Raw genomic sequence first — 14,394 nt, 5'->3', positions numbered from 1 at the left:
ATTTTTTGTTATAGTCATAAATTGATTTATATCCAATGTCTGTCAAATTTAGGTTTAATGAACTATCAACTTTTGCTAATAAATTCATAAATGTTTCATGCGTAGAACAAACTATGTCATAAATTTTATTAGTTTTTACAAAATCTAAAAATTTATCAACATCTGCATCTTTATAGTTATTAATTACATATTCAATTCTTTCTATATCTAATTCAGTTGTAGATTTTTTAAATGATTTTACTCATTCTTTTTTTTGTTTTTCTGTAAGGGAATCACATATTAAAAATATTAATTTTTTAACAGGTTTACTATGATAGTACGATTTTACAAGTTTGTAAAACATATCTTTATCTTCATACATTGCATATTTTGCATATTTTGTTTCAAATCCATAAACAACGATATTTGAATCATTGTGTTGTTTTAAAAACTCATCTATTTTTTCATCGTAATAAGGTAAAAATAAAATAATAGCACCCGGTTTTCATGAATTTATGTATTTAATTTTTTCTATAAAACCTTCAGTTGTTGGTTTAGCATGTGTAACAAATACATATTTGCCTTTAAGTGATGCTTCTACTTCAATTCCAGCTACAACATCACTAAAAACATGGCTTGATAACTCAGGTAGAATAATGTAAATTATATTAACTTGTCCTCTTATTAGTCTTGCCCCGCTATTGGGTACAAAGTCATAATATTCTACTATTTTTTGTATTGAGGCTTTATTTTTTTTGCTAACATAACCATTATTATAATATCTAGAAATCGTACTTACGCTTACCTTTGCTTTTTTCGCTATATCTTTATATGTTAATTTCGACATAAAAAAATTATACTTTAAATTATGAAAATGTGGAAATATTTCACATTTTAGTAATAACCATTGTTGTTAAGAAAAATTTTTATTTCTTTTAAAATACGAATATTGTCATAAATTGTACAGTTTTCAATATATTTATGTACATTTGTGAACAAATAGTAATATTGTCAAAGTTGTTTTTCACTTGTTTTATTATTTGTGTGATTTTCACAAACCATACCACCATCATGTCAACAAAAGTATTGTAAGTTTTGATTAGAATTGCAAATATGGCAATGATTATATGCGGGAATAATAGGTTTTATCATTATTGAATTTGCATAAAGTCAGGATAATCAAAAATTGGTTTTGTTATCACCAATATTAGACAAAAATAGTTCATATTTTTGTAAGAAATCAGAATTAATATATTCTGTATTTTTGAATATAAAAAATAAATCATCATTTATTGATAAATTGTATTTATTTGTGTAGTCGAAATTTTTAATAGCAATAGCTTTTTTTAACTTGGAAATTTTACCATCCAACCTAGCTAGAAATATTTCGCACTCAACTATAGAAAAAATATTTAAATTTGTTGAATTTTTACTATTTGGTTTTCTAATGCCCTTTGCTAAAAAATTCAAAACACCTTTATTTGTAAGTAAGGAAATAATCATATCAAATTCATCATAATTAATTTTATTAACTATAATTCCCTTTTTTCTCTCTAACCCCATACTAATTAATATACAATATATTTATTATAATTTTAATTATATATAAGGAGAATAATGATTAAATTGAACGATCAAGAATTGGTAAGAATAGAAAAATTAGGGTATTATAAAAGCATAAATGTTAATCCATATCCTAAAAGTTATGACTTTAAAGATTTGACTTTATCTACAAGGTTAAAAGAAAAATTTTCGAAAATATCTAGAGAGGAATTAGAATCAAAAAAGCCATTTAAAGTTAAATTTGCTGGAAGAGTAATGGCAAAAAGAGGTTCATTTTTAGTTTTGCAAGATACAAAAGGGCAAATTCAAGCTTATTATTCTAAAAAAGATTTGGAACAATACAACAATATTTTTGAAAAATTAGACCTAGGCGACATTATTTATGTTGAAGGTATAGTGATGAAAACACATACAAATGAGGTAACAATACGTGTGTCATTGTTAAAATTAGTAACTAAATCTTTAAAACCATTACCAGAAAAATTTCATGGTTTAGTTGATACAGAAGAAAAATATCGTAAAAGGTACCTTGATCTAATTATGAATGAGGAATCAAAAAATAGGTTTATAGTTCGTAGCAAAGTTATAGGCTTAATTCGCGATTACTTTAATAAAAACGATTATTTAGAAGTGGAAACACCTTTATTGCATGATTATTTAGGAGGGGCTAGTGCAAAACCTTTTAAAACTCATCATAATGCACTAAATCAAGATTACTATTTACGTGTAGCTACAGAATTACCTCTTAAAAAATTGCTTGTAGGTGGTATTGATCGTGTTTATGAAATAGGCAAAATATTTAGAAATGAAGGTATTGATACAACACACAACCCCGAATTTACATCGATTGAATTTTATGAAGCATATTCTAATGTTTATGGAATGATTGAGCATACAGAAAAATTGATAAAACATATATGTAAAAGTTTAGGGATAAATTCATTCAAATTTAATGATATAGAGTTTCCATTAACAAAAAGATTTAATAATATTAACATGGTTGATGAAGTTTCTAAACAAGTAGGTGTTGATTTTAAAAGTGTAGATTTTGAAAAAGCATGTGAAATTGCGAAAAAATACAAAATAAAAATTGAGAAATATTTTACTATAGGTCATATTATTAATGCATTATTTGAAGAATTAGTAGAGCATACACTAGTAGAACCAACATTTGTAATAGGGCATCCTATTGAAATATCGCCTCTTTCTGCAAAATCCAGTGATGAAAGATTTACTGAGCGCGCAGAATTATTTATAAATAAAAAAGAATATGCAAATATGTATACCGAATTAAATGATCCGATAGATCAATTAAAACGTTTTGAGGATCAAGTTAATGAAGCAAAAGCGGGTAACGATGAAGCCAATGAAGTAGATTATGATTTTGTGACAGCTCTTGAATATGGCATGCCACCTGCTGGCGGATGTGGAATAGGTATTGATCGTTTAATTATGCTTTTAACAAATCAAGATAGTATTAGGGAAGTGCTTTTATTCCCTACTTTAAAAAGAAAGTAAGGAAACAAATGAAAAAAATTTATGCATTTGATGCGGATGGAACTTTACTGACAAAAGATAGTGTTGTACATCCTCAAACAAAAGAAATATTAAAAAAAATTAAAAACAATGGAGGAATTTTAGTTGTTGCGACAGGAAGAGGTTTGCCATCAGCTAAATTACTTCTTGATGAAGTTCCATTTTTTGATTATATTGTTTGTTCAAATGGTGCAGTTGTTTATGATATTAAAAAAGATAAGTATACAATTCTTAAAACACTCAATCCCGAACACATTCAATATTTTATGGATATAAAAAACAAATATGATCTTGTGCTAACTATAGACACTCCAATGCGTGATTTTACATTAGTGAAAAATGATGGTGACACTATTCCAGAATGATATAAATATGAAGATTTTACAACAGGGTTTGATAGTCGTGTTTATTCAAAAGAAAAAGATGTTTGAGATTATATGAAAATTGGTAATAATAAAAATACAATTGCTAAGTATGCCGTTAGAATAAAAGAGGCAGAAAACGTCATGTGACATGATAAAATTAGCCAACATGTAACAGATGCAAAAGCATACATAACAAATAGATTTTTTATAGATGTAAATCCAGCCGGAACATCAAAATTTACAGGAATACAATATGTTTTAAAATTATTAAGAGAAAATTCAAGTCATTTAGTAGCGTTTGGTGATAGTAATAATGATATAGAAATGATAGAGAATGCTCATATTGGTGTTGCCATGGGTAACGCAACTGAGGAATTAAAATCTGTAGCTGATGTTATTATTGGTGATCACAATGAAGGTTCAATAGGGTTATTTTTAAAAAATGAGATCTAGTAATAAAGATGCATTTTGAGATCGTTTGTATGATTTGGAAAGAATGCAAAATTGGAATGAATTACTTAAGGAAATCGATAATCTTAATGAAAAATATTATCTTTTTGATGAAATAGTATTAGATTTAAAAAAATATAAAAATAATATTTTAGATAAAATTAAAAATATTGATAAAAAAGAGGATAAACACTTAAAGATTCTTAAAAACATAAAAAATGATTTGTGATTAGAAATTGTTGATTTTTCATTGGAAAAGGACAAAGATTTGAAAGAATTTTTTATCTTAAATATAAATAAAAAATTAAATGATAAACACACACCAATAAATAAAAAAATATCACTTTATGATTCATTAGTTTTTAATAAGATTAACAAAGATTTTGAGATAAATAATTTTACAATTAATCCATGTAATGTTGGGTTTTGGTATAAAACAAATCAAATTCAAAAATTTTTAAAAGAATTGGAGAATAAAACTTTTAAAGATATATCTACATACAAAATATCTTCTCTTTTGGCAATGGAAATTTATGATAAAAATTTTCCAAATTATTTTATAAAAGAGTATACAAGTATCAATGAAGTTATAAGTAAAGCAGAAATTATGCTTAATATTAAAAACTAAAAAATATTAAATTATTTATATATAATTTTATTTAGTTTATATTATAGAACGGAGAAATATGCCAAAAATTACATACAATGATAAAGATTCTACACTTACTGTAGCAGTAGAAGCTGATAAAAATGATTGAATAGAAAAACAAAAAAAAGCTACTTCATATCTACAATCTCAACAAAATATTCCAGGTTTTAGAAAAGGTAAAGCTCCAGCTCATTTACTAAAACCAGTAAATAAAGCTGATGTAATAAACAGAGCTTTAAATAAAATTTTTCCTGATTTAGAAAAAGTTGCATTAGAAGAAGCTGGTAAAAAAAATACTATTTTATCTCAACCAAAACTTAATATTGCAAAAGCGGAAGATGAAGCACTTGTTTTAGAATTCATTTACCCTGTTCTTCCAAAACGTTTTGATTTAGATTATTCAAAATTAAATCTTAAGTTACAAGAAAAGATAGTTACAAAAAAAGATATCGAAAACACTATTAAATTATCATTTAAATCAATGGGTATTTGGAAACCTGCTGAAAAAGTTACAAATAACAGTAAAGTAAATGTTTCATTTACTGGAATTATTGATGGTCAAAAATTTGAAGGCAGAGATGCTGAAGAATTGGAAATCGAGTTGGGACAAAATAGTTTTCTACCAGAATTTGAAGCTAAACTTAATGGAATGAAAAAAGGTGAATCTAAAAAGATAAAAATTAAAATGCCAGAAAATTATTACCGTATGAATTTGAATGGCAAAAATGCAGAGTTTGACGTAAAAATAAATGATGTTCAGGAACTTGAGTTTCCAAAATTTGATGATAATTTTGTTAAATCACTAAAAACACCTCAATATAAAACATATGATGAATTATTTGAAAGTTTTAAAAATCAAACAATTCAATCTGAACTAGTGCATGCAAAAGACCAAGTGGTAAATGAGGCAATTGCTAAATTGGCTGAAAATAATAATATTCCTGTTCCAGAACCGCTTCTTAAAAAAGAAATTTCGGTAGTTAATAATGTTTTTGATGATAAATTAAAAAAATCTGGTTTTACAAGAGAAGAATATATCGAAACAAGTGGATATGATAAAGAAAAATTAAACAAAGATCTTGAACTAGAAGCAAGCAAGAATGTTCAAAAGAAACTAATAAATGCTTGATTAATAGAGCAATTAAAAATAAAAGTGTCAGATAAAGAAATTGAGAAATATTATATTGATATGGCAAAAAAATATAAAATCCAAGATAAAGTAGAAGAACTTAAAAAAGCTCAACCAGTTTCATACATAAAAGAATTAATTACTACAGACAAGTTTTTTGATGCTTTTCTTAACGAACTTGATACTGAAGGCAATAAAAAAATAAAAGAAAATAAATTAATAATATATAAATAATGCCAAAAGGCATTATTTTAATTAAGAGAGGCTAAATGATACAAGATACTATTGCAGCTATTAGTTCTGGAAGAAACGTCAATCAACCAATAGGTATTGTTAGAATGTCTGGTGCCGATTCAATAAAAATTTTAGAAAAAATTTTTAACGGGAAAATATTAGATCCTAAAAAAAATTCTAAAGGAATTAGCTATGGATTTATTTACGATGGAAAGAAAATGGTTGATGAAGTTTTAGTTATGTTTTATTATGGTGATAAAACATATACTGGTGAAACAATGATTGAAATTAATTGTCACGGTGGTTCTGTGGTTACTAATTGAATTCTAGAATTGTTATTAGCAAATGGGGCAAGAATAGCAAAAAATGGAGAATTTACTGAAAGAGCTTTTTTTAATAAAAAAATTGATCTAACTAAAGCTGATGCAATACATGATATGATTTTTGCTAAAACAAAATCTCAAGTCCTTTTATCGGCAAATAAATTTACTCAGGGTACATATGACTATTTAAATAATATTATTGCAAATTTAGAATTATATATTGGTAATTTGGAGGTTAATATAGATTATCCAGAATATAATGATGTGGAAGACATAAATAATGATAAATTTTTAAATGTTCTCAATGATATTTCTCAAAAATTAAAAGTTTTATTATCTAAATCGGAAAGAAACATAAAACTATTTGAAGGTATAAAGATATTAATTTTAGGAAAACCAAATGTAGGTAAGTCAAGTTTGCTTAATGCCCTTAAAAAAGAAAATAAAGCAATTGTTACAAATATTGCGGGAACTACAAGAGATGTAATAGAAACAGAAATACAAATCGATAATATTTTATTTAAAATAATTGATACAGCCGGAATAAGAAAACCTAAAAATAAAATAGAGGAAATAGGAATTAACAAAGGTTTGGATTTAATAAGTGAATGTGATATAGTAATTCATTTATTTGATGAGCGCGAAAATGATAAATATGACAATAAAATTAAAGAATTAGTCTTGAAAAACAATAAAAAATGTATTAATGTTTTAAATAAAAATGACATAATAAAATCAGATAAAAACATTATTAAAATTAGCGCATTAAATAACGATATAGAGCAATTAGAAAAAACACTTATTGAAGATTTTAAAAATATTGATTACAATGAAAGTGATTCTATTAATAATATTCGTCAATTAGGGTTGATTAGAAAAAGTATAAATAATATTGATAATGCAATAAATTCTATGAAAAATAGTTTAACCCCCGATTTGATCATAATTGATGTTATTGCGGCTTGAGAATCATTAAAAGAAATAACTGGGCAAGTTAATAGAGAAGAATTGATTGATTCTATTTTTAGGAATTTTTGTTTAGGAAAGTAGGTAGGATGAAATTTGTTGATATTCACTGTCACCCATTAAAAGAGTATTATAAACAACCAGAAAAAGTAATGATTGAGGCAATAGAGAAAAAAAATCTATCTGTGCTAGGTATTTGTGGTTGTAATATAAAAGAAGATGAAGAAATTATAGAATTATCAAAAAAGTTTACAAAAAATAGTTTTGCAGTAATAGGTATTCATCCATCTCAATCATGAAATATAAAAGATTTAGAAATGCTTGAGAAAATGGTTGAAAATAAATCAGTAAAAGCAATTGGGGAAATAGGGCTTGATTATAGTCATGAAAAAAATCCTTCTAAAGAAAAACAAATAGAAATGTTTAAAGGTCAAATAGAAATTGCTCTAAGAAAAAATATTCCTATTGTAATCCATTTAAGAGATGCGGCAAATGATTTACTTAATGTTTTAAAAGAATATAAAAGTAAAAATTTAAAGTTTGCAATTCACACATATAGTGAGGATTTAGAATATGCTAAAAAAATTTATGATTTAGGAGGATATTTTTCGTTTAGTGGCACACTACTTTTTAACAACAAAAAAGCACAAGAAGTTGTTAAATGATTACCGTATGATCGAATTTTTACTGAAACAGATTCCCCATATTTAGCCCCCCCTCCTCATCGCGGAGAAACAAATTATCCCAATTATGTTAAGTATGTTTTATTTTTTATTGCCGGTTTAAAAGAAATAGCGCCTGATAAACTTGCTGATAAAATATACAAAAATACAAAAAGGTTTTTTAACTTAAATGAATAACATTATTCCAAAAAAGAAATTTGGTCAAAATTTTTTAATAGATGAAAATATTAAAAATAAGATTATTGAAGCAGCAAATATTACAAATGAAGATATTGTTGTCGAAATAGGACCGGGAACAGGCGCAATTACTAAAAAACTTATTAAAAAAGCCAAAAAAGTAATTTCATATGAGGTAGATAAAGAATTAGTCTCATTACTTAAAAATCAAATTAGTAGCAATAATTTTGAATTGGTAGAAGGGGATTTTTTAAAAAAAGAATTGCCTAATTATGATATTAAAATCGTTGCAAATATTCCTTATAATATAACCTCTGATATACTTTTTAAATTATTTGAAAATCATAAAAATATAAAAGAAGCAATAATTATGATGCAAAAAGAGGTATTAGATAGAATTCTGGCTTATCCAAATACTTCAAATTATTCAAAATTATCTATTTCAACAAAAATATTTGCCAATGTAGAAAAGTTGTTTGATGTTAAACCTAGTTCCTTTTCTCCATCCCCTAAAGTTATTTCTTCTGTTGCCAAATTCATTTTTAAAAATGATGTCTATTATGATTATGAAAATTTATTAAAATTTATTTCTATTTGTTTTCAATTCAGAAGAAAAATTTTGATTAAAAATTTGATTTCAAAATATGAAAAGGAATTATTGACATTAGTATTTAAAAAAATGAATCTATCATTAAATTGCCGAGCACAAGAATTATCTTTAGATACATTAATAGAGTTGTATGAATTATTAAAATAAATAAAAAATCAACATTTAGTTGATTTTTTATTTTGTACCAAATATTCTATCTCCAGCATCACCCAATCCTGGAACAATATAGTTATTTTCGTTTAATTTCTCATCCATTGCAGCAAGATAAATATTTAAATTTTTTCCATATTTATCTTGTATCTTTTTCACACCTTCAGGAGCACCAACCAAACAAACAAGTTCAATATTTTCAAATCCATCTCTTTTTAATTTCTCAATAGAATCTATAGCGCTATTACCTGTTGCCAACATTGGATCAACAACAATTATGTAACTATCTTTTGGAACAGAAGGCATTTTGTAGAAATATGTTTGTGGTTTAAACGTCTTTTCATCTCTATAAAGCCCGATGTGTCCAGTTTTTGCTTGAGGAACAAGATCTAAAATTCCTTGAGTCATTCCTAAACCAGCTCTTAATATAGGAACTATAACAATTTCTTTATCAAATGTTGAACCATTAAAATTATCTATTATAGGAGTTGAGATTTCTTTTACCTTTGTTTTGTAATTTCTTAAGATTTCATATACCATTAATGAAGCTATTTCATTTAAATTTTTCCTAAATAATGTATGATCTGTGTTTTTATCGCGCATTACTGTTAATTTGATATCTATTAGAGGATGGTTTATTATTTTAAGCATTAATAACCTTCTTTACTTTCTAAACCTTCCAAAATAGCAACAGAACGAGATGTTCCAAATCTTGTTGCGCCAGCTTTATACATTGCTTCTAGGTTGCTAGAATTTGAAATTCCTCCAGCAGCTTTAATTTGTATTTTTCCTTGAGTAATCGAGTACATAAGTTTAACATCATCAAGAGAAGCTCCGCGATATGAGAAACCTGTTGATGTCTTAACAAATTCCGCCCCCGAATTAAGAACAATTTCTGTTGCCCTAATAATTTCTTCGCTTGTTAATAATGCGGTTTCAACAATAACTTTTAATATATGTTTTCCACACTCTTTTTTTACTGCTTTTATATCATTAAGAACATATTCGTATTCTTTTTCCTTTAATTTACCAATATTTATAACCATATCTATTTCATCAGCGCCATGAGAAATTGCTAATTTTGCTTCTTGTGCTTTCGATTGTGTTATTCCCGCACCCAATGGAAAACCAATTACACTTGTAATTCCAGTATTTGTTTTTTCAAGTTTTGTTTTAACATATTTAACTCATGAAGAATTAACACAAACTGTTTTAAAGTCATATTTTATAGCTTCATCTATTAATTTATCAATTTCTTTTTTTGTACCTTCTGGTTTTAAATATGTGTGGTCAATCATTCTTGCCATTTCTTTTTTTGTCATTTTTACTCCTTTTTATAATATTTTATTATTTTGTTATTGTTTTTTTACCAAAATAACTCCATAATGCTTTTGGTATTGTGATTAAATTATTCTTTTCATCATAGTTGTTTTCAATAATTGCTGCAATTAATCTATCTATAGCTAAACCAGAACCATTAATTGTGTATGCATATTTGTTATTTCCGTCATTGTCTTTGTAACGAATCATTGCTCTTCTACCTTGAAAATCGCCAAAAGTTGAAACGCTTGATATTTCACGATATTTAAATTCGCTTGGCATTCAAACTTCTAAATCTATTGTTTTTTGTGAACTAAACCCTAAATCACCTGTACAAAGAATAACTTCGCGAAATGGAAGTTCCAATTTTTCTAGTATATTTTTTGCATCCGATAAAAGAAGTTCAAATTCTTTCTTTGAATCTTCTTCTTTTACAATTTTTACAAGCTCAACCTTTTTAAATTGATGGCTTCTAATAATACCTTTCGTATCTTTGCCACCACTTCCAGCTTCTGACCTAAAACATTCTGTAAAAGCTGTAAGTTTTATTGGATTTGTTAAATCTACTATTTCATTATTAAAAATATTTGTGAGACTTACTTCAGCCGTTGAAATTAAATATAAATTGTTTGTTAGTTTAAAAAGATCTTCTTCAAATTTTGGTAATTGACCTGTTCCATACATTATATTTTCTTTAACTAAAACAGGAGTGTTATATTCTATATAACCACGTTTAATATGTTCATCTAACATAAAATTTTGTATCGCTCTTATTAGTTTTGCACCATCTTTTTTAAATAAAACAAATCTAGAACCAGAAAGTTTTACTGCTCTAGGAATATCAAAAATTTCAAATTCTGCTCCCAATGTATCATGAGAAATTGGTTGATTTACTAGACCTTTCCCAAGTTTCGAATGTTCGGCAATTACAACATTATTATTTTCATCCTTACCTACAGGTACCTCATCAAGTGGAATGTTTGGTATTCTCTCTAAATTATATTTTACAAATTCATTTAATTCATCTTCTTTTTTCTTTAATTTTTGTTGATTATTTTTGATTTCTGTTATTTGATTTTTAATGTCTTCAACAATTTTTTTATCATTTTTATTTTTAGCAATATCAGATGATAATGCCTTAATTTTTGATTGCATTTCTTGATTTGAAAACATTACTTTTCCAAGCTCTTTAGCTTTTAGTGATAATTCATCAATAATACTTACATCAAACCCTCTTTGAGAGAGTTTTTCTTTTACATATTCTTGGTTATCTATTATAAATTTAATATCTAACATTTTCCTCCAAATATAATTTATTTTATATTATAATAGTAATTATATATTTATTTAAACTATTTTTAAAAGGAGGAAAACATGAATAATTTGTTAAAACTACATGCTAGTTTAGAAATTATGGCTCACAAACTAAAAAATTTTCATTGACATGTTGTAGGCTATGATCATTTTCAAACTCATGACAAGTTGGGGGAATTAATTGATTTGTGCCATAAGTCAATTGATGATGTTGCTGAACTAATAGTGCAATTAAATGAAATTGCAACATGTGATTTAAATACATTAAAATCATTATCGATTATTGCTCAAATTGAAGCCAAAAGATATGATTCGTTATTTATAGCATCAGTTATTGTTGACGATTTTGAAAAACTTTTAGATTTTACAACCACAAACAAATGAGACATGTTAAGTCAACCAATTATTGATGAATTAAATAAATGAATTTTAAAAGCAAGATGACAATTTGAATCAGTTATTACTGATGCTGAAGAAATTTAAAGAAGAAAGGAAAATATGAAAAGAACATATCAACCAAACAAAATCAAACACATAAAAACTCATGGATTTCGTGAAAGAATGGCGACAGCTGGTGGAAGAAAAGTTTTAGCAGCACGTCGTGCTAAAGGAAGAGCGCAACTTACTGTTTCTGATAAATAATGAATAAAAAATATAGAATACGAAAGAATTGGGAATTCCAACAAATTATTGAACAGAAAAACCAAGTTCTTAATAAAGAACTAATTTTGTATTTTAAAAAAGCAAATGAATTTAAAATAGGTATATCAATTCCTAAGAAATTTGCGAATGCGGTAAAAAGAAACTATTTAAGAAGACAAGTTCGTAGCATTATTGCGAATTTAAATGTTTTTGAATTTACTTACCATTTTGTAATTATTATTAGAAAACAATTTTTAGAATTGGATTTTAAATCTAAGTTAGAATCGATTAAAAAATTGTTTGGAAAGGTCAAAAAACATGGGTAATCAACATCGATCAAGTCATTTAGATTATTTTTCAAATAACACAAGTGGCGAAAAAAATAAAAAATATAACCCTAAAAAAACCTGAAAACTAATTTGAAAAATTTTGAAAGCAATGATTTATTTCTTGCTTTTTACTATAACAACTACGGGGTGCATTCAAACGTTTATTTTTAAAACTGACTCAATTTCAGGTAGTGGACAGGAATTTTATTTATCAAAAAATAAAATTACCCCTACAGTAACCGTTATGAAATATGACAATAATGATAATTTTTATAAAAAAATTGATGGGAATAAATATTTAAATAATGAAGACGTAATTGTAAAACTTCGCGAACAAACAAACAAGGACTTAGGATTTACACCCCAAAATAATGAAGAAATTTATGGACACTACAACTCATCATCTTTAACTTTTTATAAAAAAGGTATGCAAAAAAGTGTTGATGATATTTACAACAAAAATGGAAAATATTTGTATAAAAATGAAAAACAAAAAAAATATTCTATAGTTAATGATTTTTCAAATATCCTAGTTCCAATGCCAAGATTTATTCAAGAAAAAGTTAATGGTATACCAATCGTTGGGGCAACGGGAGCATTAAATTTTGAACCAGATATAAAACAAACAAAAAGTTATACATCTAACAATGAAGAAGTTCAATATATGGGATATTCATTTGATTCTTCTAACCCTAATAAATTAACGGCAATAAATTTCGCTGAAATCAGTAATGTTAGTGATGACTCTATCAACAATAATGCTAAGTTTGCTAGGGATGTTTTGCAAACTCTTTATAATAAAACATTTTTTGCGAATAATGATGATCTTTTAATCGAAGATAGAAAAGATAATTTTAAAGAACTTCTTAATAAAACACATGATGCCGATATAAACTCATTTTTAAAAAGAATTGCAATAAAACAATCGGATGGCACATATAAACCAATAAATAGGGATTTAACAAATGATGAAAAAACATTACTTGAATCATATGACCGTGTTATTAAAAATTATATGTTAATGTGTAAGTTTTCTATTAATAGATATAATAATCAAATAGAATTTGGTGGAGAAACTAATTTAAAAAGTAATGATAGCGCTAAAGGTAATTCAGTTGAAAGTTTACTTTTCGCATCATACAATAATCAAGATCCTTTAACAAATTGGGGTGATGCATGAAAACTTGGTCCATTTTATGGAATGGTTGTTTGACCTCTTGCATCACTCATGATAGCTATAAGCGATGCTATGCCAGAAATGCATGGTTGAGAAAGTTTAATTATTATTATTATAGCTATTGTTATTACTCGTTTAATTTCTTTAGCGTTTACTTATAAGTCCTTATTTACTGCTCAAAAACAACAAAATCTAAATGCTCAAAAAGCAAAAATAGAAGCTAAATATATTAATTATAAAGGTAATAAAATGATGGAAAACCGTAAAAGAATGGAAATCCAACAACTTTACCGCAAAAATGGAATTAATTTATTAGATCCCTTTATTAATATAATTATTTCAACACCTATATTCATTGCTATGTGAAAAATAATTCAAGCTATGCCATCAATGAAATCGACAACATGACTTGGTATAAATTATTCAAGTACATCGTGACATGAATTATTTGGTGGGCAATTTGCTTATTTACCAATTTTAATAGTTACGATTGCAATTCAAATAGCATCTCAATTATTACCTAGGATTCTTTCAAATAAAAGGTTAAAAGAAAGAACGAATGCTATTGAAAAAGCAACAATGAAAAAACAAAATAAAACACAAAATATTATTATTATTGTATTTATAATATTTACTGTCATGTTAACCGCTGGTGTTCAAGTATACTGAATGGTTGGTGGTGTATGATCATTAATTCAAACATATGTTGTTCATAAAATACTTGTTTCAAAATGATACCGCGAACGTCAAGAAAAGAAAAAACTTATTAAGCAAGAAAGTGCAATATAAAAAAATCTG

The 14,394-nt window shown here is 26.1% G+C and carries 16 protein-coding genes; 11 read left to right on the top strand and 5 right to left on the bottom strand.

Annotated elements, in window-relative coordinates; genetic code table 4:
* The coding region (locus T380_RS0102925; protein WP_027334406.1) for a LacI family DNA-binding transcriptional regulator at positions 1-826 on the bottom strand (826 nt) is incomplete at its 3' end.
* 47 nt (positions 827-873) lie between these two features.
* The gene (gene recO / locus T380_RS04255) at positions 874-1,542 is read right to left on the bottom strand and encodes a DNA repair protein RecO (RefSeq protein WP_027334405.1); all 669 of its coding nucleotides are present in this window, start codon (positions 1,540-1,542) and stop codon (positions 874-876) included.
* A 54-nt stretch (positions 1,543-1,596) separates the two neighbouring features.
* Here recO and lysS point away from each other — a divergent pair, with 54 nt between their 5' ends.
* The 7 genes from lysS to rsmA are packed head-to-tail and all read left to right on the top strand — an operon-like array spanning position 1,597 to position 8,811.
* Complete coding sequence (gene lysS / locus T380_RS0102915) at positions 1,597-3,060, top strand: lysine--tRNA ligase (protein WP_027334404.1); 1,464 nt, start codon at positions 1,597-1,599, stop codon at positions 3,058-3,060.
* 8 nt (positions 3,061-3,068) lie between these two features.
* The gene (locus T380_RS0102910; RefSeq protein ID WP_027334403.1) at positions 3,069-3,896 is read left to right on the top strand and encodes a Cof-type HAD-IIB family hydrolase; all 828 of its coding nucleotides are present in this window, start codon (positions 3,069-3,071) and stop codon (positions 3,894-3,896) included.
* The gene (locus tag T380_RS0102905; RefSeq protein ID WP_027334402.1) at positions 3,886-4,521 is read left to right on the top strand and encodes a hypothetical protein; all 636 of its coding nucleotides are present in this window, start codon (positions 3,886-3,888) and stop codon (positions 4,519-4,521) included. The genes T380_RS0102910 and T380_RS0102905 overlap by 11 nt, the downstream gene beginning before the upstream one ends.
* 58 nt (positions 4,522-4,579) lie before the next feature.
* Positions 4,580-5,905: a trigger factor gene (gene tig, locus T380_RS0102900; RefSeq protein ID WP_027334401.1), complete on the top strand. Its 1,326-nt coding sequence runs from the start codon at positions 4,580-4,582 to the stop codon at positions 5,903-5,905.
* Between the two features lie 35 nt (positions 5,906-5,940).
* Positions 5,941-7,278, top strand: a complete 1,338-nt coding sequence (mnmE, locus tag T380_RS0102895; RefSeq protein ID WP_036436968.1) for a tRNA uridine-5-carboxymethylaminomethyl(34) synthesis GTPase MnmE — start codon at positions 5,941-5,943, stop codon at positions 7,276-7,278.
* A 5-nt stretch (positions 7,279-7,283) separates the two neighbouring features.
* Entirely contained in the window at positions 7,284-8,054 is a 771-nt protein-coding gene (locus tag T380_RS0102890) for a TatD family hydrolase (RefSeq protein WP_027334399.1), read from the top strand.
* Positions 8,047-8,811 (top strand): 16S rRNA (adenine(1518)-N(6)/adenine(1519)-N(6))-dimethyltransferase RsmA, encoded by a 765-nt coding sequence (gene rsmA, locus T380_RS0102885; RefSeq protein ID WP_027334398.1) that lies wholly within the window; start codon positions 8,047-8,049, stop codon positions 8,809-8,811. The genes T380_RS0102890 and rsmA overlap by 8 nt, the downstream gene beginning before the upstream one ends.
* 27 nt (positions 8,812-8,838) lie before the next feature.
* Here rsmA and upp read toward each other — a convergent pair whose 3' ends face one another.
* The 3 genes from upp to serS are packed head-to-tail and all read right to left on the bottom strand — an operon-like array spanning position 8,839 to position 11,430.
* Complete coding sequence (upp, locus tag T380_RS0102880) at positions 8,839-9,465, bottom strand: uracil phosphoribosyltransferase (RefSeq protein WP_027334397.1); 627 nt, start codon at positions 9,463-9,465, stop codon at positions 8,839-8,841.
* Positions 9,465-10,136, bottom strand: a complete 672-nt coding sequence (deoC, locus tag T380_RS0102875) for a deoxyribose-phosphate aldolase (RefSeq protein ID WP_027334396.1) — start codon at positions 10,134-10,136, stop codon at positions 9,465-9,467. The genes upp and deoC overlap by 1 nt, the downstream gene beginning before the upstream one ends.
* Positions 10,137-10,161: 25 nt before the next feature.
* Positions 10,162-11,430 (bottom strand): serine--tRNA ligase, encoded by a 1,269-nt coding sequence (serS, locus tag T380_RS0102870; protein ID WP_027334395.1) that lies wholly within the window; start codon positions 11,428-11,430, stop codon positions 10,162-10,164.
* Positions 11,431-11,508: 78 nt separating this feature from the next.
* Between serS and T380_RS0102865 the strand changes: the two genes are divergently transcribed.
* Genes T380_RS0102865 through yidC form a run of 4 tightly spaced genes read left to right on the top strand, consistent with a single transcriptional unit; the run spans position 11,509 to position 14,385 of the window.
* On the top strand, positions 11,509-11,931 hold the full coding sequence (locus tag T380_RS0102865; protein ID WP_027334394.1) for a ferritin-like domain-containing protein: 423 nt from the start codon (positions 11,509-11,511) through the stop codon (positions 11,929-11,931).
* Positions 11,932-11,946: 15 nt separating this feature from the next.
* Complete coding sequence (rpmH, locus tag T380_RS0102860; RefSeq protein WP_027334393.1) at positions 11,947-12,090, top strand: 50S ribosomal protein L34; 144 nt, start codon at positions 11,947-11,949, stop codon at positions 12,088-12,090.
* Positions 12,090-12,416: a ribonuclease P protein component gene (gene rnpA / locus T380_RS0102855; protein ID WP_027334392.1), complete on the top strand. Its 327-nt coding sequence runs from the start codon at positions 12,090-12,092 to the stop codon at positions 12,414-12,416. Before rpmH ends, rnpA begins: the two co-directional genes overlap by 1 nt.
* Complete coding sequence (yidC, locus tag T380_RS0102850) at positions 12,391-14,385, top strand: membrane protein insertase YidC (protein WP_156930200.1); 1,995 nt, start codon at positions 12,391-12,393, stop codon at positions 14,383-14,385. Before rnpA ends, yidC begins: the two co-directional genes overlap by 26 nt.
* The last annotated feature ends 9 nt before the right edge of the window (positions 14,386-14,394 follow it).

It is taken from the genome of Mycoplasma elephantis ATCC 51980, assembly GCF_000687815.1.
GTDB lineage: Bacteria > Bacillota_I > Bacilli_A > Mycoplasmatales > Metamycoplasmataceae > Mycoplasma_H > Mycoplasma_H elephantis.
This window is presented reverse-complemented; position numbering and strand designations above follow the sequence as displayed.